19 protein-coding genes and 1 pseudogene are annotated in these 26,400 nt (G+C 73.2%); 19 read left to right on the top strand and 1 reads right to left on the bottom strand.

The features are described from left to right. Positions 1 to 596: 596 nt before the first annotated feature. A pseudogene (locus SLP03_RS28460) lies at positions 597 to 2,276 on the bottom strand (beta-N-acetylhexosaminidase); the annotation flags it as partial. A 464-nt stretch (positions 2,277 to 2,740) separates the two neighbouring features. Between SLP03_RS28460 and ppdK the strand changes: the two are divergent. From ppdK to SLP03_RS28365, 19 genes are all read left to right on the top strand, one after another. Beyond that, a complete protein-coding gene (gene ppdK / locus SLP03_RS28455) occupies positions 2,741 to 5,476 on the top strand; it encodes a pyruvate, phosphate dikinase (RefSeq protein WP_319463724.1) in 2,736 nt (911 codons plus the stop codon). 134 nt (positions 5,477 to 5,610) lie between these two features. Next, entirely contained in the window at positions 5,611 to 5,961 is a 351-nt protein-coding gene (locus tag SLP03_RS28450) for a VOC family protein (protein WP_319463723.1), read from the top strand. A gap of 33 nt (positions 5,962 to 5,994) precedes the next feature. Further along, positions 5,995 to 7,233, top strand: coding sequence for a deoxyguanosinetriphosphate triphosphohydrolase (locus SLP03_RS28445; protein ID WP_319463727.1), 1,239 nt, complete (start codon positions 5,995 to 5,997; stop codon positions 7,231 to 7,233). Positions 7,234 to 7,289: 56 nt separating this feature from the next. Next, entirely contained in the window at positions 7,290 to 8,126 is an 837-nt protein-coding gene (locus SLP03_RS28440; RefSeq protein WP_319463722.1) for a siderophore-interacting protein, read from the top strand. A gap of 146 nt (positions 8,127 to 8,272) precedes the next feature. Then, the gene (locus SLP03_RS28435; protein WP_319463721.1) at positions 8,273 to 9,910 is read left to right on the top strand and encodes a BCCT family transporter; all 1,638 of its coding nucleotides are present in this window, start codon (positions 8,273 to 8,275) and stop codon (positions 9,908 to 9,910) included. A 68-nt stretch (positions 9,911 to 9,978) separates the two neighbouring features. Next, positions 9,979 to 11,862, top strand: a complete 1,884-nt coding sequence (gene dnaG, locus SLP03_RS28430) for a DNA primase (protein ID WP_319463720.1) — start codon at positions 9,979 to 9,981, stop codon at positions 11,860 to 11,862. Beyond that, positions 11,862 to 12,398, top strand: coding sequence for a hypothetical protein (locus SLP03_RS28425; protein WP_319463719.1), 537 nt, complete (start codon positions 11,862 to 11,864; stop codon positions 12,396 to 12,398). The genes dnaG and SLP03_RS28425 overlap by 1 nt, the downstream gene beginning before the upstream one ends. A 114-nt stretch (positions 12,399 to 12,512) precedes the next feature. After that, on the top strand, positions 12,513 to 13,445 hold the full coding sequence (locus SLP03_RS28420; protein ID WP_319463718.1) for an ABC transporter ATP-binding protein: 933 nt from the start codon (positions 12,513 to 12,515) through the stop codon (positions 13,443 to 13,445). A 228-nt stretch (positions 13,446 to 13,673) separates the two neighbouring features. Then, on the top strand, positions 13,674 to 14,468 hold the full coding sequence (locus SLP03_RS28415; protein ID WP_319463726.1) for an ABC transporter permease: 795 nt from the start codon (positions 13,674 to 13,676) through the stop codon (positions 14,466 to 14,468). Between the two features lie 12 nt (positions 14,469 to 14,480). After that, on the top strand, positions 14,481 to 15,290 hold the full coding sequence (locus SLP03_RS28410; protein WP_319463717.1) for an ABC transporter permease: 810 nt from the start codon (positions 14,481 to 14,483) through the stop codon (positions 15,288 to 15,290). Positions 15,291 to 15,363: 73 nt separating this feature from the next. Continuing rightward, positions 15,364 to 16,473, top strand: a complete 1,110-nt coding sequence (locus SLP03_RS28405) for a YihY/virulence factor BrkB family protein (RefSeq protein WP_319463716.1) — start codon at positions 15,364 to 15,366, stop codon at positions 16,471 to 16,473. Between the two features lie 241 nt (positions 16,474 to 16,714). Continuing rightward, on the top strand, positions 16,715 to 17,893 hold the full coding sequence (locus tag SLP03_RS28400; protein WP_319463715.1) for an ROK family protein: 1,179 nt from the start codon (positions 16,715 to 16,717) through the stop codon (positions 17,891 to 17,893). Between the two features lie 237 nt (positions 17,894 to 18,130). Next, positions 18,131 to 19,642 carry a sugar ABC transporter ATP-binding protein gene (locus tag SLP03_RS28395; protein WP_319463725.1) on the top strand — a complete coding sequence of 504 codons (1,512 nt, stop codon included), beginning with the start codon at positions 18,131 to 18,133 and terminating at the stop codon, positions 19,640 to 19,642. A 31-nt stretch (positions 19,643 to 19,673) separates the two neighbouring features. Further along, complete coding sequence (locus tag SLP03_RS28390; protein ID WP_319463714.1) at positions 19,674 to 20,792, top strand: ABC transporter permease; 1,119 nt, start codon at positions 19,674 to 19,676, stop codon at positions 20,790 to 20,792. Between the two features lie 92 nt (positions 20,793 to 20,884). After that, on the top strand, positions 20,885 to 21,937 hold the full coding sequence (locus SLP03_RS28385; RefSeq protein ID WP_319463713.1) for a substrate-binding domain-containing protein: 1,053 nt from the start codon (positions 20,885 to 20,887) through the stop codon (positions 21,935 to 21,937). 20 nt (positions 21,938 to 21,957) lie between these two features. Continuing rightward, a complete protein-coding gene (locus SLP03_RS28380; protein WP_319463712.1) occupies positions 21,958 to 23,163 on the top strand; it encodes a Gfo/Idh/MocA family oxidoreductase in 1,206 nt (401 codons plus the stop codon). Positions 23,164 to 23,429: 266 nt separating this feature from the next. After that, entirely contained in the window at positions 23,430 to 24,590 is a 1,161-nt protein-coding gene (locus tag SLP03_RS28375) for an inositol-3-phosphate synthase (protein WP_319463711.1), read from the top strand. Continuing rightward, positions 24,574 to 25,494, top strand: a complete 921-nt coding sequence (locus SLP03_RS28370) for an SCO3242 family prenyltransferase (protein ID WP_319463710.1) — start codon at positions 24,574 to 24,576, stop codon at positions 25,492 to 25,494. The genes SLP03_RS28375 and SLP03_RS28370 overlap by 17 nt, the downstream gene beginning before the upstream one ends. Beyond that, the coding region (locus SLP03_RS28365; protein ID WP_319463709.1) for a sugar phosphate isomerase/epimerase family protein at positions 25,491 to 26,400 on the top strand (910 nt) is incomplete at its 3' end. The genes SLP03_RS28370 and SLP03_RS28365, both read left to right, overlap by 4 nt.

Below are 26,400 nucleotides of genomic sequence, written 5' to 3'. Positions count from 1 at the left end.
GGGGGGCGCGACCGGGGGGTTTCTGGGGTGGGGGCGGGCGGGGCACCGGGCACGGGTTCCTCGGTGGTATGCCATGTTCAACGACCCGACCCCGGCTGGCATTCCACCCCCGGGGTGGCCCCACCCACGGGACGGCGCGTCACAGACCTGACACCCTGCCCGCCGGGGCGCATCCCGATCCGGACACCCGGCACGACACACCCCGAACCGCCCGGTGTCAACATCCGCGCACTTTCCGGGAAGGTGTCGCCTCCCGGCGCGCCGAGGCCACACTTTCCCCGAGACATCCGCCCCGAGGTTCGGACCGTCGCCCGGATTGAGTATCGCCCCTCCGGTTACGGACGGTCACCCTCAGTCGGGCCGCCGATCATCCGCTTGCGCCCTTTGCTCTGCTTCCTCATAGGCAACAGGCACGGTCGGTAACTGTTGCGTCCGTTGAAGCAGAGCAAAGCGCGGGAGCAGCACCATCGGGGTCCGCGCGGTCTCATGCGGGAGACCTGATCAGAGGTCTACGACGGGCCGGGCGGCGGCGACGGTGCCGGCGTCTCCAAACGACCGGTCACGGTGCGTACGGCGATCTCTTCAGCCGCGGGCGGTCACGCTCCGTCGGTGACGGGCGGGGATCCGGGCGTCCCGGCGCGGTCCGGGCCGGAGCTCCGGTCCGTCTCCTCGGCGGTCGGCTGTCGCGGCACCGCCCGCTCTGCCGGCTCGGCGGGCCAGGGGACCTCCGGGGACCGGTGGAACGCGATCCCGGCCAGGTGCCAGCGCGGGCCGTGGCCGGCCAGCCGGTCACGGAACCCGGCCCAGTCGTGGGTCGCCCGAGGTGACCAGGCCAGCTCGGCGATGGCGGGCAGCCGGGGCAGCAACATGAACTCGATCTCCGTCAGCGAGGTGACCGACTCGGTCCAGAGCGGCGCCTCGACGCCGAGCACCGCCTCCGCCGGCACGTCGGCGAGGTGTGCCCCCGGATCCCAGTCGTAGGACCGCCGCACGTCGATCAGGCCGGCCCAGTCGTGCCCGATGGGGGTGTCCGGGGCGTACTTCATGTCGAGGTAGACGTGGTTGCCGGGGGAGAGGATCAGCCGGGCGCCCCGGCGTACCGCCTCGGCGACCACCGGGTCGTCGCCGTCGGTGCCCCACCACTGGAGCACCCGCCCGTCGAGGTGCGCGGCCGGGGCGATCTGGTGCCAGCCGACCACGGCCTTCCCGGTGGCGGCGACGATCCGCTGCGCCCGCTCGACGAAGCCGGTGTACGCCTCGCCCTTCACCTTGAACGCCTCGTCGCCCCCGATGTGCAGCCACGGCCCGGGGGTGAGCGCGGCCACCTCGCCCAGCACGTCGGCCACGAAGTCGTACGTCCGCTCGTCGGCCGGGTCGACGTAGCTGAAGCCGACCTCGGTCCCGGTGTACGGCGGCGGCGCGACCTTGTCCGGCGCCAGCTCCGGGTACGCGAGCAGCGCCGCGTTGGTGTGTCCCGGCAGGTCGATCTCCGGGACCACGGTGACGTGCCGGCGGGCGGCGTACCGGACGATGCGGCGGTAGTCGGCGGCGGTGTACCAGCCGCCGGCGCCGCCACCCACCTCGGTGGTGCCGCCAGCGGTGGCGAGCCGGGGCCAGGAGTCGACGGCGATCCGCCAGCCCTGGTCGTCGGTGAGGTGCAGGTGCAGGTGGTTGAGCTTGTACCGGGCCAGGTGGTCGATCACTCGCAGCACGTCGGCGACGCCGAAGAAGTGCCGCGCCACGTCGAGCATCGCGCCCCGGTAGGGGAACCGGGGCCGGTCGACGATCAGACCGCCGGGTACCACCCAGCGCCCGGCCACCGGGGTCGGGCGCTCGATCGCCGCCGGGAAGAGCTGGCGCAGCGTCTGCACGCCGTGGAACAGGCCGGCCGCGGTGGCGGCGACGATCCGCACGCCCTCGGAGGTCACGTCGAGCCGGTAGCCCTCGTCCCCCAGCCGCTCAGCCGGGACGGAGCTTCCCGCCGCCGGGCCGGACAGGGTGAGCACCAGGTGGCCGTCGGTCCCGGCGACCGCCTCAGCGACCGGCACCGGGTAGCCGGTCGCGGGCCGGAGCAGTTCGGCGAGCTGCTCGGCGACGTCCCGGGCGGCCGGGTCGGGGCTGACCCTGATCGCCGCGTCCTCGGGGAGCACGAAGTCGGCTGTCGGGTCCGGCGCCACCCGCTCGGGGGCCGGGATCACGTCGTGCAGCCGGATCGGGCCCGCCGGGGCGAGCAGGCCGCTGGCCGTCCGCGCGGCGGCCCGGGCGAGGTCTGCCGCCGCCGGTTCGTGCGCCGGGAGGCTGGCCGAACCGGCCGCGAGCGCCGCCGCCGGGCCGGCCGGCCGCATGCTGAGCTCGTCCGAGCCGGGCGCGTCCGGGCCGAGCGGATCGGGACCGGTGGCGGGGGTGGCGGAAGGGGTGGGCGGCACGGCGGCGGCTCCGGGGGTGTATTCGCGAGGGATATGGCAAAAGTCAGGTTCAGCAAAACCAGTGCCATCAAGGGTACGAGAGGAGTCGCAGTTGCGTGATCGTGCGCATGGAAGCGTTCCCAGAAACCGCCACGAACGCGGATAGTCGTGATGGCTGTGCCTATTGTCACCGAACGGTCCCAGGCCCCTCGATGTTCGCTTAACCTTCGCCCACCGATCGCTGATGACGCCGGGATTACCGGCGGTCGGCCCCGGGGTATGAAGCAACTGAACCTTCGTTAAGTGTCATTTCCGGCGCGCGTAGGAGGCTTCCGGTGGCAGCGCAAGATTCGGTCGATCACAAGTACGTCTACGACTTCGCCGAGGGCAACAAGGAACTCAAGGACCTGCTCGGCGGCAAGGGCGCCAACCTCGCCGAGATGACCAACCTCGGCCTGCCGGTTCCGCCCGGCTTCACCATCACCACCGAGGCCTGCAAGGAATACCTGGCCACCGGCACCGAGCCGGACGGGCTGGCCGCCCAGATCGAGGCACACCTGGAATCCCTGGAGCGCGGGATGGGCCGCCGGCTCGGCGACCCGGACGACCCGCTGCTGGTATCGGTCCGCTCGGGCGCCAAGTTCTCCATGCCCGGCATGATGGAGACCGTCCTCAACGTCGGCCTCAACGACCGCAGCGTGATCGGGCTCAGCAGGCAGGCGGGTGGCTCGGCCGACCAGGCCGCCTCCGGCGGCGCAGGCCGGTTCGCCTGGGACTCGTACCGCCGCCTCATCCAGATGTTCGGCAAGACCGTCTGCGAGGTGCCGGGCGAGGAGTTCGAGCACGCGCTCGACGACGCCAAGCGCGCCAGGGGTACGACGAACGACCTGGACCTCGACGCGGACGACCTGCGCGGGCTGGTCGACGCGTACAAGAAGATCTTCGTCAAGCACACCGGGCGGGAGTTCCCGCAGGAGCCGCGGGAGCAGCTCGACCTGGCCATCCGCGCGGTGTTCGAGTCGTGGAACGCCGAGCGCGCGGTGGTCTACCGCCGCCAGGAGCGGATTCCGGCCGAGCTGGGCACCGCGGTCAACGTGGTGGCCATGGTCTTCGGCAACCTCGGCTCCGACTCCGGCACCGGCGTCGCCTTCACCCGGGACCCGGGCAGCGGCGCCCAGGGCATCTACGGGGACTACCTGGCCAACGCCCAGGGCGAGGACGTGGTCGCCGGCATCCGCAACACCGTGCCGCTGCAGGAGCTGGAGCAGCTCGACAAGAAGTCCTACGACGAGCTGCTTGGGTACATGGCCCGGCTTGAGGAGCACTACAAGGACCTCTGCGACATCGAGTTCACCATCGAGCGCGGCAAGCTCTGGATGCTCCAGACTCGGGTCGGCAAGCGCACTGCCGCGGCGGCCTTCGTCATCGCCGGGCAGCTCGTCGACGAGGGCCTGATCGACCTGGACGAGGCGTTGCACCGGGTCAACGGCGCGCAGCTCGCCCAGCTGATGTTCCCCCGGTTCAAGCTCGACCATGAGTTCCAGCCGGTCGCCAAGGGCATCGGCGCCTCCCCGGGCGCCGCGTCGGGCAAGGTGGTCTTCACCTCCGCCCGCGCGGTCGAGCTGGCCGCCGAGGGGGAGGCGGTGATCCTGGTCCGCCGGGAGACCAACCCCGACGACCTGAACGGCATGATCGCCGCCAAGGGCATCCTCACCTCGCGGGGCGGCAAGACCAGCCACGCCGCCGTGGTGGCCCGGGGCATGGGCAAGACCTGCGTCTCCGGCGCCGACGAGCTGGAGGTCAACGTACCGGCGAAGAAGTTCACCGTCGGCGGGCAGACCGTCGTCGAGGGCGACGTGGTCTCCATCGACGGCACCACCGGCAAGGTCTACCTCGGCGAGGTGCCGGTCATGCCGTCCGAGGTGGTGCAGTACTTCGAGGGCAGCATCGAGCCGGAGCACGTCGACAACGCGCTGGTCCGGGCCGTACACCGGATCATGACGCACGCCGACGGCAAGCGGCGGCTGGCGGTCCGGACGAACGCCGACACCGGCGCGGACGCCGCGCGGGCGCGGCGGTTCGGCGCCGAGGGCATCGGCCTGTGCCGCACCGAGCACATGTTCCTCGGCGACCGGCGCGAGCTGGTCGAGCGGCTGATCCTGGCCCGCACCGACGACGAGCGGGAGGGCGCACTCGCCGCCCTGCTGCCGTTGCAGCGGGACGACTTCGTGGAGATCTTCCGCGAGATGGACGGGCTGCCGGTCACCGTGCGGCTGATCGACCCGCCGCTGCACGAGTTCCTGCCCCCGCTGGAGCAGCTCGCGGTGAACGTCGCGGTCGCCCAGGAGCGCGGCGAGGACGTCGCCAAGGAGGAGGCGCTGCTCGCCGCCGTCCGGCGGATGCACGAGGAGAACCCGATGCTCGGCCTGCGCGGCGTACGGCTAGGCCTGGTCATCCCCGGCCTCTTCGCCATGCAGGTCCGCGCGATCGCGGAGGCCGCCGTCGCGGTCACCCGCGACGGCGCGGCGGCCAAGCCGGAGATCATGGTCCCGCTGGTCGGCGCGGTGCAGGAACTGGAGACGGTCCGCGCCGAGGCCGAGAAGATCATTGCCGAGGTGGTCGGGGACAGCGGCGTCGAGGTGCTGATCGGCACCATGATCGAGGTGCCCCGGGCGGCGCTGACCGCCGGGCAGATCGCCGAGGCGGCGGAGTTCTTCTCCTTCGGCACCAACGACCTGACCCAGATGGGCTGGGGATTCTCCCGCGACGACGTCGAGGGGGCGTTCTTCTGGCGCTACCTGGAGCTGGGCATCTTCGGCATCTCGCCGTTCGAGTCGATCGACCGGGAGGGCGTCGGCCGGCTGGTCCGGATCGCCGCCGAGGAGGGCCGGGCGGCCCGGCCCGGGTTGAAGCTCGGCGTCTGCGGCGAGCACGGCGGCGACCCGGACTCGGTGCACTTCTTCCACGAGGTGGGCCTGGACTACGTCTCCTGCTCCCCGTTCCGGGTGCCGGTGGCCCGCCTCGAGGCCGGCCGCGCGGCGGTGGAGACCGACGGTTCCGACTCCCGCTGATCCGCGTCGGACACGGGGTCGTCGGTCTTCGCACCGGCGGCCCCGTGGCCGTTTTCGACCCGGCCCGGCACGCCGGCCGACGCGGCCGGGCGTAACCTGGGCGCACTGTTCGATCAACTGGGAAGGGCGGCCGCATGACCAGCCTCTGGGAGAGCCTGACCGTTGACGCCCGTGACCCGTCCCGGCTGGCCCACTGGTGGGCGGAGGCGCTCGGCTACCAGGTGATCACCGACAAACCGGACGAGGTGGAGATCCGCCGGGCGCCGGACCAGGTCCCCGGCATCGTCTTCGTCCCGGTGACCGACGGCAAGGTCACCAAGAACCGGCTGCACCTCGACCTGCGCCCGGCCGACCAGGAGGCCGAGGTCGAGCGGTTGGTCGACATGGGCGCCCGGCACGTGGACGTCGGCCAGGGCGACGTGGAGTGGACGGTGCTGGCCGACCCGGAGGGCAACGAGTTCTGCGTGCTGCGGCAGCGGGGGTAGCGGTTGAGCGGCCGGTCGGACGACGCGGCGCGCCTGGTCGACGCGGCGCGCCTGGTCGACGAGGCGCCCAAGGACACCGGGTACGGGCGCTCGCCGTACGAGCGGGACCGGGCGCGGGTGCTGCACTCGGCGGCGTTCCGCCGGCTCGCGGCGAAGACCCAGGTGCACACGGCGGGCACCGACGACTTCCTGCGTACCCGGCTGACCCACTCGCTCGAGGTGGCGCAGATCGCCCGCGAGATGGGGGCGCGGCTGGGCTGCGACCCGGACGTGGTCGACACCGCCGGGCTGGCGCACGACCTCGGCCACCCGCCGTTCGGGCACAACGGCGAGGACGCGCTGGACGCGCTCGCCGCCGACTGCGGCGGTTTCGAGGGCAACGCGCAGACGCTGCGGGTGCTCACCCGGCTGGAAGCCAAGGTGCTCGCCCCGGACGGTCGCTCCGTCGGGCTCAACCTGACCCGGGCGGCGCTCGACGCGGTCAGCAAGTACCCGTGGCCGCGCCGCCCCGGGCAGCGCAAGTTCGGCGTGTACGCCGACGACCGCCCGGTCTTCGACTGGCTGCGCGCCGGCGCCCCGCCCGGCGGTCGGCGCTGCCTGGAGGCGCAGGTGATGGACTGGGCCGACGACGTCGCGTACTCGGTGCACGACGTGGAGGACGGCATCCACGGCGGGTACGTCAGCCTGCGTCCGCTGCTGGAGGACGCCGACGAGCGGCGGGCGCTCTGCGCCGACGTGGCGACCGCGTACTCGGGGGAGTCCCCGGGCGACCTCGGTGAGGTGCTGGTCGAGCTGGCGGCCGACCCGGCGCTCGCCCCGCTCGCCGGGTACGACGGCAGCCACCGGGCCCAGGCGGCGCTGAAGGCGACCACCAGCGTGCTCACCGGCCGGTTCGTCTCGACCGTGGTGGCCGCCACCCAGGAGCGCGACGGCTCCGGCCCGCACCGCCGGTACGCCGCCGACCTGGTGGTGCCCCGCCGCATCCGGGCGCAGTGCGCGCTGCTCAAGGGCATCGCGCTCCGGTACGTGATGCGCCGCCCGGGCGCCGGCCCCCGGTACGCCAGCCAGCGGGAGATCCTCGCCGAGCTGGTCGCCACCCTGGTCGACCGCGCGCCGGACGTGCTCGACCCGGTCTTCGCGCCGCTGTGGCGGGACGCCCCGGACGACACCGCCCGGCTGCGGGTGGTGATCGACCAGGTCGCCTCGCTCACCGACCCGGCGGCGCTGGCCTGGCATGGCCGCCTGGTGGGCGCCCGGCCCGGGCTCGGCTGAGCGGGCGTCTGACCGGCCGGTGGGGGACCGGCGCGACTCAGGCTAGCCTAAGCGATATGAGTGAGCGCCCGAAGAAGGTCACCGTCGCCCAGGTCCTGCGGACCGAGCGGCCCACCCCGCACCTGATCCGGCTGGTGCTGGGCGGCGCGGAGCTGACCGGCCTGCCGGTGGGCGCGTACACCGACCACTACATCAAGTTCGTCTTCCCGCCGGCCGGGGTCAGCTACCCGCACCCGGTGGACCTGGCCGCGCTCAAGCGGGACTTGCCCCGCGAGCAGTGGCCGCGGCTGCGGGCGTACACGGTCCGGGCCTGGGACGCGGTCGCCGGCGAGCTGACCGTCGACGTGGTGCACCACGGCGACGAGGGGCTGGCCGGCCCGTGGGCCGCCGCCCTGCGGCCCGGCGACGAGGTGTGCTTCACCGGCCCCGGCGGCGGGTACGCCCCGGACCCGGCCGCCGACTGGCACCTGCTGGTCGGTGACGAGAGCGCCCTGCCGGCGATCGCCGCCGCGCTGGAGCGGCTGCCGGTCGGCGCGCCCGCGACGGTCTTCGTCGAGGTCGATGGCCGGGCCGACGAGCTGTCGCTGGCCAGCCCCGGCGCGGTGGAGCTGACCTGGCTGCACCGGGCCGGTCGCCCGGTCGGCGAGGCGCTGGTCGAGGCGGTCCGCGGGCTGGACTTTCCGCCCGGCGCGGTGCACGCCTTCGTCCACGGCGAGGCCACCTTCGTCAAGGAGCTGCGGCGGTTGCTGCGGGTCGAGCGCGGGCTGCCCCGCGGCGCCCTCTCCATCTCCGGTTACTGGCGGCGCGGCATGGACGACGAGGGCTGGCGCTCCACGAAGGCGGCCTGGAACGCCCAGGTCGAGGCCGAGGAGACCGCCACCCTTCCCGCCTGACCCTCCGGGCTCCCTCCAGGCTGGCCAGGCGCCGGACGGCGTGCCGCTGGACGCCGACCGGGGGGCCACCGTGGCTGCCAAGATCCGCAAGGGTGGAGATGCGCGGTATCGGCCCCGCCGGACCGTTGCCCGATCAGGATTGGGCCATGGCGCAGCAGGTGGGGGAGAGCACGGCCGGTGTCGGGCGTACCGACCGGGTCGTGCTGTGCCTGGGCGTCGGCGGCGTGCTGGCCGTGGTCGGTTGGGGCGTGTTCGGGGGCGGATCCCTCGCCGGGTTCGGCAAGGCCGGGCTGGCCTGGGTGATCAGCACGTTCGGCTGGTTCTTCGTGGTGGCCGCGGACGCCTTCCTGGTCCTCTCCGTGGTGCTCGGGGCGTCCCGGTTCGGCCGGATCCGGCTCGGCGCCGACGACGACGAGCCGGAGTTCACCACCACGGCCTGGGTGTCCATGATGTTCAGCACCGGCATGGGTATCGGCCTGATCTTCTACGCCGTGGCCGAGCCGATCCAGCACTACGCCGCCCCGCCACCGGCCGCCGGCGTCGCGCCGCAGTCCGGCCAGGCCGCCGCGGTGGCCATGCAGTACACCCTCTTCCACTGGACGCTGCACCCGTGGGGGATCTACGCGATCGCCGCGCTGGCGCTGGCGTACTCGACGTTCCGCAAGGGGCGCGGCAGCCGGATCTCGGCCGCCTTCGAGCCGCTGCTCGGCGCCCGGGCGTACGGGCCGATCGGGCGGGCCATCGACCTGCTCGCGGTCTTCGCCACCGTGTTCGGCTCGGCGACCAGCCTCGGGCTCGGGGCGCTCCAGGTCGCCGCCGGTCTGGCTTCGGCGACCGGGGTGCCGGACAGTACCGGGGTCGAGCTGGTGGTGATCGCGTCGCTCACCGCCGCCTTCGTGGTCTCCGCGTTCACCGGGCTGCACAAGGGGATCAAGTGGCTGTCGACCACCAACGTGGTGCTGGCGGTCGGGCTGATGGTGTTCGTCTTCGTGGCCGGGCCGACGATCTACACGCTGGAGGTGCTGCCCGCCTCGGTCGGCGACTACCTCAGTCACCTGGTGGTCATGTCGACCCGGACCGGGGCGTTCAGCGATCCGGCCTGGCTGGGCTCGTGGACGATCTTCTACTGGGCGTGGTGGATCTCCTGGGCGCCGTTCGTGGGCATCTTCATCGCCCGGATCTCCCGGGGGCGGACGGTCCGGGAGTTCGTCATCGGGGTGCTGCTGGTACCGAGCGGGGCGAGCATCGTCTGGTTCGCGATCATGGGCGGCACCGCCCTGCGGGTGCAGCGGACCGGCACCCGGGACCTGGTCGCCGATGTCGGGGCGAGCGCCGAGAACGCGCTGTTCGGGCTCCTGCACGCGCTGCCGTTGGCGACGGCCACCTCGGTGGTGGCGGCGGTGCTGGTGGCCCTCTTCTTCATCACCGGCGCGGACTCGGCCGCGCTGGTGCTCGGCTCGCTGAGTTCCCGGGGCGCGCTGCGGCCGCACCGGGGCGTGGTGGTGCTCTGGGGCGTACTGATCGGGGCGGTCGCCGCGGCGCTGCTGCTCGCCGGCGGCCTGGCCGCGCTGCAGCAGGCCACCATCCTGGTCGCGCTGCCCTTCGTGGTGGTGATGCTCGGCCTGGCGGTCGCCCTGTTCCGGGAGATGGCCGCCGACCCGGCGGTGCAACCGCGGGCCCGGGTGCGCCGAGCCGGGCTGGCCGCGGCGGTGCGCGTCGCCCGGTCGTACGAGGAGGAGGATCCGCCGCCGGTCACCCGCTGGCTGCACCGCCGCCCCCGCTGACCGGGGCGCGGCGGCGTGCGCCACACGGCCTTGCCCCGACCGCCGGATAGTCGGTCCGGCAGGGCAGGATGTACGCCGAGGGGGTGGCGGAGATGGCGGGGCGGATCCGGGACGAGGACATCGCGCTGGTCCGCGAGCGCACCTCGATCGGCGAGGTCATCTCCGACACGGTCACGCTGAAGTCGGCCGGCGGCGGCAACCTCAAGGGGTTGTGCCCCTTCCACGACGAGAAGAGCCCGTCGTTCAACGTCTCGCCCGTTCGCAACGTCTGGTACTGCTTCGGCTGCGGGGCCGGCGGGGACGCGATCAAGTTCCTGATGGACGCCGAGCACCTCAGCTTCGTCGAGTCCGTCGAGCGGCTCGCGGCCCGCGTCGGCATTCAGCTGCGGTACGTCGAGAACGACAATGCCACCCCCCGGGCCCGCCCCCAGCAGGGGCAGCGGCAGCGGCTGGTGGCCGCGCACGCCGCCGCCGTGGAGTTCTACCGGGCCCAGCTCAGCACGGCCGGCGCCCGCCCGGCCCGGGAGTTCCTCGCCCAGCGTGGCTTCGACCGGGCCGCCGCCGAGCGGTACGGCTGCGGCTTCGCCCCGGAGGGCTGGGACCTGCTCACCAGGCACCTGCGCCAGCAGGGCTTCACCCACGACGAGCTGGTCACCGCCGGGCTGTCCCGTCCGGCCCGATCGGGCTCCCTGATCGACCGGTTCCGCCGCCGGCTGCTCTGGCCGATCCGTGACCTGACCGGCGACGTCATCGGGTTCGGCGCCCGCAAGCTCTTCGACGACGACGACGGCCCGAAATACCTCAACACCCCCGAGACGCCGCTCTACAAGAAGTCGCACGTCCTCTACGGCATCGACCAGGCCAAGCGGGAGATCGCCAAGCAGGGCAAGGTGGTCGTCGTCGAGGGCTACACCGACGTGATGGCCTGCCACCTGGCCGGCGTCAGCACCGCGGTGGCGACGTGCGGCACCGCCTTCGGCACCGACCACATCGGCGTGCTGCGCCGCCTGCTGATGGACACCGACGCGGTGGCCGGCGAGATCATCTTCACCTTCGACGGCGACGCCGCCGGCCAGAAGGCCGCGCTGCGCGCGTTCGAGGACGACCAGCGCTTCGTCGGGCGTACCTTCATCGCGGTCAGCCCCGACAACATGGATCCCTGCGAGCTGCGGCTGGCCAAGGGCGACCTGGCGGTCCGCGACCTGGTCGCCCGCCGCGAGCCGCTGGTCGACTTCGCGCTGCGCCACGTGATCAACCGGTACGACCTGGACACCGTCGACGGCCGGGTGGAGGCGATGCGCCGCGCCGCCCCGCTGGTCGCCAAGATCAAGGACCGGGAGAAGCGCCCGGAGTACGTCCGCAAGCTCGCCGGCGACCTCGGCATGGAGATCGAGCCGGTGCAGCGGGCGGTGCAGACCGCCGGCAACGGCCAGCCGACCGGCCAGCGCTCCGCCCCGGCCCGTCCCGCCCCGGCCGCGGACAGCCCGCAGTCGATGGTCGAGCGGGAGGCGCTGAAGCTCGCCCTCCAGGAGCCGGTGCTGGCCGGCCCCATGTTCGACGCGGTCGAGTCCGCCGAGTACCGCCACCCTGTCCACGCGGCGGTGCGGGCGGCGATCGCGGCGGCCGGCGGCGCGGCCGCGGCCACCGGCGGCGCGGTCTGGATCGAGCAGGTCCGTGACGCCTGCGACGACCTCGCCGCCCGGGCGCTCGTCGGCGAGTTGGCCGTCGAGCCGCTGCGCATCGACGGCGAGCCGGACCCGCGGTACGTCTCGGTGACCGTGGCCCGGTTGCAGTGGGGCTCGGTGACCAGCCGGATCAAGGACCTCAAGTCGAGGGTCCAGCGGATCAACCCGGTGAGCAACAAGGACGAGTACTTCGCGCTCTTCGGGGAACTGCTCTCGCTGGAGCAGCACGCGCGGGCGCTGCGCGAGCAGGCCGCCGGAGGACTGTGATGGGACTGTTCAACCGGAAACCGAAGCTGCCCCCTGCCGACCGGCCGCCGCTCGCGCCCGACGAGCGGGTGCTCGCCTGGGCCGCCGCCGGCAACGGCGAGGGCGACGGCGTGGTGGTGGCCAGCAACCTCGGGCTCTGGCTGCCCGGCCGGGGGCACCGGCTGGGCTGGCACGACATCCTCAAGGCGGTCTGGTCGGGGCGCGAGCTGACCGTCACCCCGGCCGAGCGGATCGCCGAGCGGGACGGCTACCTGGTGGTGGCCGACTGCCCGGCCGAGACGTACCTGCTGGTCGATCCCGGGGACCTGCCGCACCAGGTGCGGGCCCGGGTCACCCGTTCGGTGGCGTACACCGTGCACCACGAGGTGCCCGGCGGTGCCGGCCGGATCGCCGCCCGGCGGGTGGCCGGCGTGGACGGGCTGACCTGGACGGTCCGCTACGACCCGGGCACGCCGGCCGACGACGAGGCGGTGGCCGCTGAGACCGACCGGCTGGTCGCCGCCGCCCGCGCCTCGACCGCCCCGGCCGACGTCTGAGGCTCAGCCACTGAGACCACCCTACGTAGTCGTCCGTGCGCCGTCTGTCGTAGCCGGATCGAGTAGTTGGATTAACCGGTCGATGGTGTCGGACCCGGCCGCTAGGGTCGGCCGGTGACCACTGCTCAACCACTCATCCAGGCTCGGGGGCTGGTGAAGCGGTTCGGCGACTTCACCGCCGTCGACGGCATCGACGTCGAGGTGCGACCCGGCGAGGCGTTCGGCTTCCTCGGGCCGAACGGCGCCGGCAAGTCCTCCACCATGCGCATGGTCGGTTGCATCTCCCCGCCGAGCGGCGGCGAGCTGCGCATCCTCGGCATGGACCCGGTCCGGGACGGCCCGGCGATCCGGGCCCGGCTGGGCGTCTGCCCCCAGCTCGACAACCTCGACCCGGAGCTGACCGTCCGGGAGAACCTCACCACCTACGCCCGCTACTTCGGCATCCCCCGCCGGGTGGCCCGCGAGCGCGCGGCCGAGCTGCTCGACTTCGTCCAGCTCGCCGAGCGCGCCGACAGCAAGGTCGAGCCGCTCTCCGGCGGCATGAAGCGCCGGCTGACCATCGCCCGCGCGCTGGTCAACAACCCGGAGATCGTCCTGCTCGACGAGCCCACCACCGGGCTCGACCCGCAGGCCAGGCACCTGGTCTGGGAGCGGCTGTTCCGGCTCAAGCAGCAGGGCGTCACCCTGGTGCTCACCACCCACTACATGGACGAGGCCGAGCAGCTCTGCGACCGCCTCGTGGTGATGGACGGCGGTCGGATCGTCGCCGAGGGCTCGCCCCGGGCCCTGATCGAGGAGTACTCGACCCGGGAGGTGGTGGAGCTGCGCTTCGCCGCCGACTCGCAGGAGGCGTTCGCCGGCAAGCTCGACGGGCTGGGGGAGCGGGTCGAGGTGCTGCCCGACCGGATCCTGCTCTACGTCGCTGACGGCGACGCGGCGGTCGCCGAGGTCACCGCGCTCGGCCTCGTCCCGGCCAGCGTCCTGGTCCGGCGCAGCAGCCTGGAGGACGTCTTCCTGCACCTCACCGGCCGGACGCTGGTCGACTAGGGGCACCGGTTCGCCCGTCACCGGCGGGGCGTGGCCCAGCCGGCGCTGCTGGTCCACCCCGTCGCCGGGCGCTCCTTCGTCGCCGCTCCGCCCCGGAGTCCCTGACCCGGGTCCGGGCCGGCCGGAAAACCTTGCGACATCGCCGGCTGGTCGCCGTAGGGTGGCCGGCGGCCTGTCGTACCCGGGGGGTAGGAAGGCCGTGGTGGACGGAGAGCGGGGGTGGTCGACGTGAGCGTGGCGGAGCGGGTCCGGCCGGCGTTGCCGCGGGTGCCGGCGCTGGCGGTGCTCGCGCACCACCTGGTGGGTTACCGGCGCACCTGGCGGGCGGGGGTCTTCTCGTCCTTCCTGCTGCCGGTGCTCACCGTGGTCGGCTTCGGCTTCGGTGTCGGCGCGTACGTCGACCAGGGGGTGGGCGGCGTGCCCTACCTCGACTGGCTGGTTCCGGGCCTGATCGCCTCCACCGCACTGCAGGTGGCGATCGGCGAGTCGACCTGGCCGGTGCTGAGCAACTTCCGCTGGATCAAGACCTACTTCGCCCAGGTCGCGGCGCCACTGCGGGTGGGTGACATCCTCGCCGGCCACCTCGCCTTCGTGCTGTTCCGGGCGTTCACCAGCGCGGCCGCGTTCCTGCTGGTGACCGCCCTGTTCGGGGCGCTGCGCTCGCCGTGGGCGGTGGCCGTGCTGCCGGTGGTGCTGCTGCTCAGCCTGGCGGTCGCCGCGCCGACCTTCGCGTTCAGCGCCTGGGCGCCGAGCGACAGCTACCTGGCGCTGCTGTTCCGCTTCGCGGTGATCCCGATGACGCTCTTCGCCGGGGTGTTCTTCCCGGTCGAGTCGCTGCCGTCGGGGCTGCGCCAGCTGGCGTACGTGACGCCGCTCTGGCACGCGGTGGACCTCTGCCGGGCGGCCACGCTCGGGGTGGCTCCGCAGTGGTCGGTCCCCGGTCATCTGCTCTACCTCGCCGCCTGGGCGCTCGCCGGCTGGCTGCTGGCCCGGCGCGCGTTCCGCCGCGAGCTCGTCGTCTAGGGGAGGGATGTCATGGTTGGTCTCGTCCTGCCCCGGCTGGTCAGCTTCGAAGGTGCGCCCCGCCGCTCGGCCTCGGTGGTGGAGCGCAACCTCACGTCGCTGAGGAGCGCGTACTGGCTGGTGGTCATCTCCGGCTTCCTGGAGCCGGTGCTCTACCTCTTCTCCATCGGCATCGGGGTGGGGGCGCTGGTCGGCGACCTCACCCTCCCCGGCGGCCGGGTCGTCTCGTACGCCGGGTTCGTCGCGCCGGCGATGCTGGCCTCGTCGGCGATGACCGGCGCGCTGGCGGAGACCACCTTCAACTTCTTCGGGAAGATGAAGTTCATGAAGCTGTACGACGGGATCATCGCGACCCCGGTGCAGCCGTTCGAGATCGCCCTCGGTGAGCTGGGCTGGGCGATGATCCGGGGGTCGCTGTACTCGGCGGCCTTCCTGGGGGTCATGGTGGCGATGGGCCTGACCGGCGCCGGCGCGGCGGTCACCGCCTTCCCGGCCGCGGTGCTGGTCGGCTTCGCCTTCGGCGCGCTCGGCATGGCCGTCGCCACGTTCATGCGCAGCTGGCAGGATTTCGACCTGATGGGCTCCGCCCAGTTCACCCTCTTCCTCTTCTCCGGCACCTTCGTCCCGGCCGAGGCGTATCCGGCCGTGCTGCGCTGGGTGGTCGAGCTGACCCCGCTCTACCGGTCGGTGCACCTGATCCGGGGCATCTCCGTCGGCTCGGCCGGCTGGTCGTGGCTGCTCGACGTGGCGTACCTGCTGGTGCTGACCGGGGTCGGGCTTCTCGTGGCGTCCCGGCGGATGGGCAGGCTGCTCTACAAGTAGGGGGTTACCGGCCGTTCCGGTGGGGCATGTCGTTGCTGACGATGCCGACCATGCCGACCATGAGGGAGGGGCGATGGCCTCCGACGAGTCTTCCGCCCGCAGCGGGCGCGACCGCAATGCATCCAGCGCGGTCTCCGCGGCCCGCAACGGCGTGGAGCGCGCCCGGGACCGGGCCGACCTGGGCCGGTCGAGCGACCGGCCGCGTCGTTCCGGGCCGGTCGGCCCGGACGACGGTCCGGACAGCCCGACCGTCCTGCCGGGCGCCGGCTGGAAGGCCGCGCTGAAGCGCACGGTCAAGGAGTTCCAGGACGACAGCCTGACCGACTGGGCGGCGGCCCTCACCTACTACGGGGTGCTCTCGATCTTCCCCGGCGTGCTGGTGCTCATCTCGGTGCTCGGCCTGCTCGGCAAGGGCGCCACCGAGGGGGTCAAGGACACCGTGAACCAGGTGGTCCCCGAGGCCAACATCCGCACGATCATCCAGACCGCGATCGAGCAGGCGGGCACCTCCGGCGGCCTGGCCAGCATCGCCGCGATCATCGGTGTGCTCGCCGCCTTCTGGTCGGCCTCCGGTTACGTCGCCGCCTTCATGCGCGCCTCCAACAGCATCTACGACGTGCCCGAGGGGCGGCCGATCTGGAAGACGCTGCCGATCCGGCTCGGGGTGACCGCGCTGGTCGGCGTGCTGCTGCTGGCCGCCGCGGTGATCGTGGTCTTCACCGGTGGCCTCGCCGAGCAGGTCGGCAGCGCGATCGGGCTGGGCTCGACGGCCGTGACGGTGTGGAACATCGTCAAGTGGCCGGTGCTGCTCATCCTGGTCAGCCTGATGTTCGCGATCCTCTACTGGGCCTCGCCGAACGCCCGGCACGGCGGTTTCCGCTGGTTCAGTCCGGGTGGCCTGCTCGCCGTGGTGATCTGGCTGCTGATCTCCGGCCTCTTCGCCTTCTATGTCAGCAACTTCGCCTCGTACAACAAGACCTACGGGGCGGTGGCCGGCGTGATCATCTTCCTGGTCTGGCTCTGGTTGAGCAACATCGCGATCCTGTTCGGCGCGGAGTTCGACGCCGAGTTGGAGCGCGGACGCGCCATCGAGGCCGGGCACCCGGTTGAGGAGGAGCCGTACGTCGAGCTGCGCGACGACCGCAAGCTGAAGAAGAAGCGCAACGCCGCCTCCGGTCACTGACCGCCACCCCCCGTCGACCGCCCCGCCGCGCCCCTTGCGGCGGGGCGGTCCGCGTCCGTCCCGGGGCTGGGCAAGGGGCCGCTTTCCGTGATCCATTACGTGCTTTTGCTCATATGGACAAAAGTTTGGTTTAGATCGCGTCGAAGCTATGGACACGCGGCCCGGAAGGCTCCTACTGTGTCGGACACGACACATCGCCGTTGCGTCGATGTGAACGACTCCGATGCGGAGGTGAGTCCCGGTGCGGACGATGGACCCCCTGCACGTACGGCTGTTGCGGTTGCTCCGGGACGAGGGGGCGGTGTCCCGGGCGGAGCTCGGCGACCGGTTGCAGATGCCGCGCCCCCGCCTCCTCACCGAGCTGGAACGGCTGGTCGGCCTCGGCTACGTCGCCGAGGCGGGGCTGGCCGCGTCCCGCGGCGGGCGGCGCTCCACACTGGTCGAGCTCAGCCCGCACCTGCGCTTCGCCGCGGTCGACCTGGGCGCCAGCTCGATCGACGTCGAGGTGGTCAACGGCCGCCTCGAACCGGTGGTCGCCTACACCGAGCCGGCCGACATCCGCTCCGGCCCGAAGGTGACCCTCCAGCGGGTCAACGAGCTACTGCACAAGGCCAAGGTGGACGGCGCGTACGAGCGGCTCGACTCGGTCGGCATCGGCGTGCCGGGGCCGGTGAGCTTCCGCGACGGCGTGCCCGTCTCGCCGCCGATCATGCCGGGCTGGGACCGCTTCCCGGTCCGTGAGCTGCTCACCCGGGAGCACGGGTGCCCGGCGGTGGTCGACAACGACGTCAACATCATGGCGATCGGCGAGCGGCACGGTGGGGTCGCCCACTCGGTGGACGACTTCCTCTTCATCAAGATCGGCACCGGGATCGGCTGCGGCATCTACCTCAGCGGCGAGGTGTACCGGGGCACCGACGGCTGCGCCGGGGACATCGGCCACATCCAGGTCGACGCAAACGGTCCGATGTGCTCCTGCGGCAACTTCGGCTGCCTGGAGGCGCTGTTCAGCGGTGCCGCGCTGGCCAAGGAGGCGACCGCGGCGGCCCGGGCCGGCATCTCCCCGGCGCTCGCTGAGCGGCTGACCGCCCGGGGTGCGCTGACCGCGCTCGACGTCGCGCAGGGCGCCGCCGAGGGGGACGTCACCTGCATCCAGCTCATCCGCGACGGTGGCCGGCGGGTCGGCAGCGTGCTGGCCGGGCTGGTGAGTTTCACCAACCCGTCGATGATCGTGATCGGCGGCGGGCTCGCCCAGCTCGGGCACATCCTGCTCGCCGAGATCCGCAGCGTGGTCTACCGCCGGTCGCTGCCGCTGGCCACCGGCAACCTGCCCGTCGTCCTCTCCGAGCTCGGCCCACGGGCCGGGGTCGCGGGGGCGGCCGTGCTCGCCAGCGACCTGGCCTTCGGGGAGGCGTCGTGAGCGCGAGGAGTGAGCCGGGTCTGCGAGCCCCGCAGTCGCGAACCAGGGAGGCGTCGTGAGCGCGAGGAGTGAGCCGGGTCTGCGAGCCCCGCAGTCGCGAACCAGGGAGGCGTCATGACCGCCCGCGACGCCGACCCCGTCGTCCCGGGAGCCGACCCCGTCGGCGCCGACGACGCGGAGGTCCCCGTGACGAAGGCGCCGCTGGTCGAGGCCCCCGCCGACACCGTCGTGGGCGAGGTGGTCCTGCGCCTCACCGACGTGGTCAAGACCTTCCCCGGCGTACGCGCGCTGGATGGGGTGCAACTGGAGGTGCGCGCCGGCGAGGTGCACTGCCTGCTCGGGCAGAACGGCGCCGGCAAGTCCACCCTGATCAAGGTGCTCTCCGGGGTGCACCGGCCGGACTCCGGCGAGGTCCAGTGGCGCGGGGAGCCGGCGAACTTCGCCAACCCGCAGGCCGCGATGCGGGCCGGGATCGCCACCATCTACCAGGAACTCGACCTGGTCGAGGACCTCTCGGTGGCGGAGAACGCCTTCCTCGGCCACGAGCCGCGCCGGTTCGGCTTCGTCCGGCGTGGGCGGATGGCCCGCCGGACCCGGGAGATCCTCGGCCGGCTCGGCCACCCGGAGATCCCGCCGGGGCGGATGGTCCGGGCGCTGCCCGCCGCCGGCAAGCAGATCGTCAGCATGGCGCGGGCGCTCTCCCACGAGGCCCGACTGATCATAATGGACGAGCCGAGCGCGGTGCTGGCCCACGACGAGGTGGGCAACCTGTTCCGGATCATCCGGGAGCTGACCGCGCAGGGCATCGCGGTCGTCTACATCTCGCACCGGTTGGAGGAGATCCGCGAGATCGGCGACCGGGTGACCGTACTCAAGGACGGCTGGACCACCGCGGCGAACCTGCCGGCGCGCGACACCCCGACCCGCGACCTGGTCGCCCGGATGACGGGCCGGAGCATCGAGTACGTCTTTCCGGACCGCCCGGCCGCCGACCCCGCCGGCACCGAGCTGCTGCGGGTCGAGGGGCTGACCCGGGCCGGCGAGTTCGCCGACGTCTCGCTGGCCGTGCGGGCCGGCGAGATCGTCGGCATCGCCGGACTGGTCGGCTCGGGCCGGTCCGAGCTGCTGGAAACCATCTACGGCGCCCGCCGCGCGCAGGCCGGCACGGTCCGGATGGGCGGCCGTACGCTGCGGCCGGGCAGCGTCGGCGCGGCGGTGCGGGCCGGCATGGGCATGGCCCCCGAGGAGCGCAAGAGCCAGGCGCTGCTGCTCGGCGAGCCGATCTACCGCAACGTCACCCTGGCGACCTTCGCCCGGTACGCCCGCCTCGGCTTCACCGACGCCGGGCGGGAGCGGGCCGAGGCGGACCGGATCGCCGACTCCCTGGAGCTGCGTCCCCGCGACGTCCGGCGGCCGGTCCGCACCCTCTCCGGGGGCAACCAGCAGAAGGTGGTGGTCGGGCGGTGGCTGCTCGGCGACACCCGGCTGCTGCTGCTCGACGAGCCGACCCGGGGCGTGGACGTCGGCGCTCGGGCCGAGCTGTACCAGGTCATTCGCGCGCTGGCGGCCCAGGGCGTCGGCGTCCTGCTGGTCTCCAGCGAGGTGCCCGAGGTGCTGGGGCTCGCCGACCGGGTCCTGGTCATGCGCGAGGGCCGGGTGGTCCGCGAGGCCCCGGCCGGCGAACTCGACGAGAACAGCGTGCTCGACCTCGTCATGGCGGGGTCCCTCATGGAAGGTGCGCCAGCATGACCGAGCGCAGCGAGCGAAGCGAGGTGATGGCATGAGCGAGATGACTCCCACCGCGACGCCGGAGCGGCCGTCGGGCCTGCCTGCGCAGTCACCGCCGGTCGACCCGGCCGAGACGGCGGCGGTGGCGAAGGCCGACGCCCCGCGCCGGCTCTCCTGGTGGCGGGGTGACGGCGGCGAGGGCGCCCGCCGTAACCTCGGTCTGATCGGGGTGCTGGCGGTGCTGATCGTGATCGGCATCCTCACCCGCCCTGATCTCTACGGTGACTCGAACTGGGTCTGGGACAACATCCTCATCATTCTCAAGCTGGCCTCGGTGGTCGGCGTGGTCACCGTCGGGATGACCTTCGTGATCATCGGTGGTGGCATCGACCTCTCGGTCGGCGCGATCGTCGCGCTGGCCGGGGTCTGGGCCACCACGGTGGCCACCCAGAGCTACGGCGCCGGCGGCATGATCTTCACGGCGCTCACCGTCGGGCTGGCGGTCGGCCTGGTCAACGGCGTGCTCATCTCGTACGGCCGGCTGGTGCCCTTCATCGCCACGCTGGCCATGCTGGTGGCCGCCCGGGGGCTGGCCGCGCAGATTTCCGACAAGCAGACCCAGGTGTCGAACAACCCGTTCATCAACGGCATCGCCAGCAACAAGCTGCTCGGCATCCCGCTGCTGGTCTACATCCTCGCCGCGGTGGTCGCGGCCGGCTGGGTGCTGCTCAACCGCACCACCTTCGGCCGCCGCACGGTCGCCGTCGGCGGCAACCCGGAGGCGGCCCGACTGGCCGGCATCAACGTCCGGCGGCACACCCTGCTGCTCTACGCGCTCTCCGGACTGTGCTGCGGCATCGCCGCCATCATGCTCACCGCCCAGGCCAACTCGGCCCAGGCGGCGATGGCAAACCTCTACGAGCTGGACGCGATCGCCGCTGCCATCATCGGCGGGACGCTGCTCAGCGGCGGGCGGGGGACGATCATCGGTTCCCTGCTCGGCGTGATCATCTTCTCGACGATCACCAACCTCTTCGCCATCAACGGTCTCTCCACCGAGGCCCAGAACATGGTCAAGGGCGGCATCATCGTCGCCGCCGTCCTGGTCCAGCAGGTCCAGTTCCGCAGCCTCACCCAGTTCCTCGGCCGCAACCGGGCCACCACCACCTGACCCACCGCCACACCGGCGGCCACCTCGACAGCGACGGTGGCCGGGACCAGCTCGCCCAATTTCCTCCCACCACCTCATTCATGGAGGTCGTCATGACCCAGCACAGTCGCGACCTGTCGCGCCGCCGGCTGCTGTTCGGCGGTGCCGCGCTCTCCGCCGGCGTCGTGCTCGCCGGCTGCACCAGCAACGAGGCGGCGCCGACCGCCGCCCAGACGAAGGCCGCCGCGGCCGGCGGCAACGCCGACCCGGGCAAGAAGGTGACCATCGGCTTCTCCGCCCCCGCCGCCGACCACGGCTGGATCGCCGCCATCACCAACAACGCCAAGGCGCAGGCCGGGGCGTACTCCGACGTGGAGTTCAAGAGCGTGGAGGCCGGCGCGGACGCGGCGGCCCAGCGCGCGGCACTCTCCACCCTGATCTCCCAGAAGCCGGACGTGATCGTGCTTCTGCCGCACGACGGCAAGGAGCTCAACGCCTTCGGCCTGGAGGCGATGAAGGCCGGCATCCCGGTGGTCAACCTGGACCGGGCCTTCCCCGACCCGAAGGCCTACCGCCTGCAGATCAAGGGCGACAACTACGGCATGGGGGTGGCCGCCGCCACCTACATCGTCGCGCAGCTCAAGGGAAAGGGGATCAGCAACCCGGTGATCGGGGAGATCCCCGGCATCGACTCGCTGGAGCTGACCCAGGAACGCTCCAAGGGCTTCGCCGACACCCTCGCCGCGAACGGGTTGAAGGTGGCCAACCGTCGCCCGGCCGAGTTCACCGCCGACTCGGGCCAGCAGGCGGCCACCGGCCTCTTCCAGGCGCTGCCGAAGCTCGACGCGCTCTGGAACCACGACGACGACCAGGGCATCGGTGTGCTCGCCGCGGTCAACCAGGCCAACCGCAAGGAGTTCTTCATGGTCGGCGGCGCCGGCTCGAAGAAGGCGATGGAGGACATCCAGGCCGACAACACGGTGCTCAAGGCCACCGTCACCTACAGCCCCTCGATGGCCTCCTCGGCCATCTCCCTGGCCCGTCTGATCGGGCAGGGGAAGGGCATGTCCGACCTGGTGGAACTCCAGGTTCCGAAGGAGATCGTGCTCGCCTCGGAGACGATCACCAAGGAGAACGCGAGCACCTACCTGAAGCTCGGGTTCTGACACACGGGGGGAGACCCACCTTGTCCACTCACGACAGGCACCTGCGGGTCGGCATGGTCGGCTACGCGTTCATGGGGGCGGCGCACTCCCAGGCGTGGCGCACCGTGAACCGGGTGTACGACCTGCCGATGCGGGTCCGGATGTCGCTCATCTGCGGCCGGGACGCCGGGAAGGTGGCCGCCGCCGCCGACCGGTTCGGCTGGGAGGGGCACACCACGGACTGGCGGCGGCTGGTCGAGTCCGACGAGATCGACGTGGTCGACATCTGCACGCCGGGTGACAGCCACTGCGAGATCGCGATCGCCGCGCTGGCCGCCGGCAAGCACGTGCTCTGCGAGAAGCCGCTGGCCAACACCGTCGAGGAGGCCCGGCTGATGGCCGCCGCCGCCGCGCGGGCGGACGGGGTACGTGCCATGTGCGGGTTCAACTACCGCCGGGTGCCGGCGGTCACCATGATGCGGCAGTTGGTCGCCGGCGGACGGCTCGGCGTGATCCGGCACGTCCGGGCGGCGTACCTGCAGGACTGGATCGTGGACCCGCAGTTCCCGCTGGTCTGGCGGTTGCAGAGGGACAGGGCGGGCTCCGGTGCGCTCGGCGACATCGGCGCCCACATCATCGACCTCACCCAGTACGTCACCGGGCAGCGGATCAGCGGGGTCAGCGCGCTGACCGAGACCTTCGTCAAGGAGCGGCCGTTGCCGACCGGGTCGAGCGGCCTCGCCGCCCACGCGGACGGCGACGGCCGGGCCACCGGCACGGTCACCGTCGACGACGCGGCGGTCTTCGTCGCCCGGCTCGACGGCGGCGCGCTGGCCACGTACGAGGCGACCCGGTTCGCCACCGGCCGCAAGAACGCGCTCCGGGTGGAGATCAACGGCTCGCTCGGCACCGTCGTGTTCGACCTGGAACGCCTCAACGAGCTGGAGTTCTACGACGCCACCCGCCCCGCCGCCGAGCAGGGCTTCACCCGGATCCTGGTGACCGAGGGCGAGCACCCGTACATGTCGGCGTGGTGGCCTCCCGGCCACATCATCGGCTACGAGCACTCCTTCACCCACCAGATGCGGGACTTCGTCGAGGCGGTCGCCACCGGCGCCGACCCGGCCCCGTCCTTCGCCGACGCGTTGCAGGTCCAGCTCGTGCTGGACGCGGTGACCCGTTCGGCGGAGCTGAACTCCTCCTGGACGGAGGTGGAACCGGCGGTGGTGGCCGAGCTGGCCGCCTGACCCGTCGCGGCGCCGGCCCACCCGCCGGCGCCGCCCGACCGGCTTTCCGGAGCCGACCGGCGAGGGACCGGCCGCGGTTGCGCCCCGCGGCGGGGACGAGGCCGGCCCCGGAGGGCGTGCCACCGGAACTCCTCCGGTACGGCACGAGCAACACGGCCGTCCGGTGCGGCCGGACCGGGATTCCCCGGCCGCACCGGCGGACGCGTACCACCCGCCCCCGACGACCAGCGAGATCGCGGCACGCAGGTGCCACGGGAAGGAGCGCGATGCGTACGGGTATCTGGCTGGTGGGGGCGCGTGGCTCGGTCGCGACCACCAGCATCGTGGGGGCGCTCGCCCTGCGGGCCGGGCTCGCCGGCCCGACCGGCTGCGTCACGGAACTGCCCGAGCTACGGGGGCCGGCCCTGCCCGCCTTCACCGACCTCGTCCTCGGCGGCCACGACGTGGCGACGACCCCGCTGATCAAGCGGGCCGAGGCGCTGGCCGCCGCCGGTGTGCTGCCCGGCCGGCTCGTCGACGCGCTCGCCGGGGAGCTGGCCGGCGTCGAGCAGGCGCTGCGCCCCGCCCCGACCGGGGGCACCCAGGCCGACCGGGCCGCCACCGTCGGGCGGGACCTGACCGACTTCCGGGACCGGCACGGACTGGACCGGGTGGTGGTGGTCAACGTCTCCGCCACCGAACCGGCCGCCGTCCCGCACCCGGCGCATCTCGATCCCACCGCGCTGCGGGCCGCGTTGGGCGGCCCCGACGAGGTGCTGCCGGCCAGCTCGCTGTACGCGTACGCGGCGTTCACCGCCGGCTGCCCGTACGTCGACTTCACGCCGTCCACCGGGGCGCGGCTGCCGGCGCTGGCGGCGCTGGCCGCGGAGCGCCGCCTGCCGTACGCCGGGCACGACGGCAAGACCGGGGAGACGCTGGTCAAGTCGGTGCTGGCGCCGATGTTCGCGATGCGGCACCTGACCGTCCGCTCCTGGTCCGGGGTGAACCTGCTCGGCGGCGGGGACGGCGCGAACCTGGCCGACCCGGCGGCGAACGCCGCCAAGGTGGCCAGCAAGCAGCGGGTGCTCGGCGAGACGCTCGGCTACCTGCCGCAGGGCGACACCCGGATCGACCACGTCGAGGAGTTGGGCGACTTCAAGACCGCATGGGACCTGGTCACCTTCGCCGGCTTCCTGGGCACCGGGATGCGGATGGAGTTCACCTGGCACGGCTGCGACTCGGCGCTGGCCGCCCCGCTGGTGCTCGACCTGGCCCGGCTCACCGCCGCCGCGCACGCCGCCGGCCGGCACGGCCCCCTCGCCGAGCTGGCGTTCTTCTTCAAGGACCCGCTCGACGCCCCCACCCACTCCCTCGCCGAGCAGTGGGCCCTGCTGCGCGACTTCGTTGTCGGACTGCACCGGGGACGCGTCGATGACCAGCCTCGCTGACCTCGCCGAGCTGGTCCGGGCGCCGGCCGCGCTCTCCGTACCGGGAGACGTGCTGGCGGGTGCGGCGGCGTCCGGCGCCCTGGACCGCCGGACGCCGGTGCTGGCCGGGGCGTCGGTGCTGCTCTACTGGGCCGGCATGGCGGCCAACGACTGGGCCGACCGCCGCCTGGACGCGGTGGAGCGGCCGGAGCGGCCGATCCCGTCCGGCCGGGTGAGCCCGCCGTCCGCGCTGGGCCTGGCCGCCGGCCTCACCGCCGCCGGGCTCGCCCTGGCCACCGCCGCCGGGGGCCGGCGGGCGGCGGCCGTCGCGGTGCCGCTCGCCACCACCATCTGGGGGTACGACCTGCTGGCGAAGAACACCGCCGCCGGCCCCGCCGTGATGGCCGCCTGTCGGGGCCTGGACGTGCTGCTCGGCGCCACCTCCGCCGGCCCGGACCGGGCTCCGGCCGCCCGCCGCTCCGGTGCCGCGGCGCCGGGCGGTTGGGCGTCGCCGTCGGCGGGGGCGCGCCTGGCCCGGGCGCTGCCGGCGGCGTTGACCGTGGCCGCGCACACCTGGACGGTCACCGCGCTCTCCCGGCGCGAGGTCACCGGCGCGGACCGGCGGCTGCCCCGGGCCACCCTCGCCGGCACCGCCGTCGTGGCGGCGAGCGCACTGGGCCGGGCCGACCCGGTCCCGGTCGCGCTGGCCGCCGGCTACGCCACCCGGTACGGCTCCGCGCAGGCGAAGGTGCTGGCGGACCCGTCGCCCGGCCGGGTCCGCGCCGCCGTCGCCGCCGGCATCACCGGCCTGCCCGCCCTGCAGGGCGCGCTGACCGCCCGGGCCGGCGCCCGGCTGCTCGGCTTGGCCGTCGCGGTCGCCGCCCCGCTCGGTCGCCGCCTCGCCCGGTTGGTCTCGCCGACATGACCGGGCCGGTGGCGTCGGGGGCGGTCGGGGTGGCCCACGCTCCGCTTCGCCCGACCGGGCTGCGGTTCGGCTACGGCACCAACGGCTTCGCCAACCATCGGTTGCCCGACGCGCTGGCGGTCATCGCCGACCTCGGCTACCAGGGGGTGGCGCTCACCCTGGACCACGACCACCTGGACCCGTTCGCGCCCGGGCTGGCCCGCCGGGTCGCCGCCGTGCACCGCCGGCTGGCCGCGCTCGGCCTGGCGGTGGTGGTGGAGACCGGGGCCCGCTACCTGCTCGACCCGTGGCACAAGCACGCCCCGACGCTGCTGCACGAGGATCCGACCCGGCGGGTCGACTTCCTCCGCCGGGCCGTCCGGATCGGCGCCGACCTGGGCGCGGAGGCCGTCTCGTGCTGGGCCGGGGTACGTCCGCCGGAGGTGTCGGCGGCCGTCGCGTGGGACCGGCTGGTGGCCGGCTGCGCCACCGTCTGCGCCGCGGCGGAGGCGGCCGGCGTGCCGCTCGGCTTCGAGCCCGAGCCGGGGATGCTGGTCGAGGAGATCGCCGGCTGGCGGCGGCTGCGGGCCGCGCTCGGCGCGCCACCCGGGTTCGGCGTCACCCTCGACATCGGACACTGCCGCTGCCTGGAGCCGGTACCGGTGCCGGAGTGCGTGGCGGCGGTCGCGGACCACCTGGTCAACGTGCAGATCGACGACATGCGCCGGGGCGTGCACGAGCACCTGGAGTTCGGCACCGGCGAGATCGACTTCCCGCCGGTGCTGCGTGCCCTCGCCGGCGCCGGCTACCGCGGCCTGGGGGCGGTGGAGCTGCCCCGGCACTCGCACGACGCGCCGACCGTGGCCGCCCGCTCGGTCGAGTTCCTGCACGCCGCCGCCCGGACGGCCGAGAAGGGCGGCGGCGCAC

Source organism: Micromonospora sp. RTP1Z1, assembly GCF_033804685.1.
In the GTDB taxonomy this organism is placed as follows: Bacteria; Actinomycetota; Actinomycetes; order Mycobacteriales; family Micromonosporaceae; genus Micromonospora.
This window is presented reverse-complemented; position numbering and strand designations above follow the sequence as displayed.

Bases quoted from the DNA above. Each gene is read 5' to 3' on its own strand.
- SLP03_RS28440 (WP_319463722.1), top strand. From the start codon at position 7,290: ATGAGTGAGCGCCCGAAGAAGGTCACCGTCGCCCAGGTCCTGCGGACC.
- SLP03_RS28410 (WP_319463717.1), top strand. From the start codon at position 14,481: ATGGTTGGTCTCGTCCTGCCCCGGCTGGTCAGCTTCGAAGGTGCGCCC.
- dnaG (WP_319463720.1), top strand. From the start codon at position 9,979: ATGTACGCCGAGGGGGTGGCGGAGATGGCGGGGCGGATCCGGGACGAG.
- SLP03_RS28405 (WP_319463716.1), top strand. From the start codon at position 15,364: ATGGCCTCCGACGAGTCTTCCGCCCGCAGCGGGCGCGACCGCAATGCA.
- SLP03_RS28375 (WP_319463711.1), top strand. From the start codon at position 23,430: ATGCGTACGGGTATCTGGCTGGTGGGGGCGCGTGGCTCGGTCGCGACC.
- SLP03_RS28435 (WP_319463721.1), top strand. From the start codon at position 8,273: ATGGCGCAGCAGGTGGGGGAGAGCACGGCCGGTGTCGGGCGTACCGAC.
- SLP03_RS28370 (WP_319463710.1), top strand. From the start codon at position 24,574: ATGACCAGCCTCGCTGACCTCGCCGAGCTGGTCCGGGCGCCGGCCGCG.
- SLP03_RS28450 (WP_319463723.1), top strand. From the start codon at position 5,611: ATGACCAGCCTCTGGGAGAGCCTGACCGTTGACGCCCGTGACCCGTCC.
- SLP03_RS28385 (WP_319463713.1), top strand. From the start codon at position 20,885: ATGACCCAGCACAGTCGCGACCTGTCGCGCCGCCGGCTGCTGTTCGGC.
- SLP03_RS28390 (WP_319463714.1), top strand. From the start codon at position 19,674: ATGAGCGAGATGACTCCCACCGCGACGCCGGAGCGGCCGTCGGGCCTG.
- SLP03_RS28425 (WP_319463719.1), top strand. From the start codon at position 11,862: ATGGGACTGTTCAACCGGAAACCGAAGCTGCCCCCTGCCGACCGGCCG.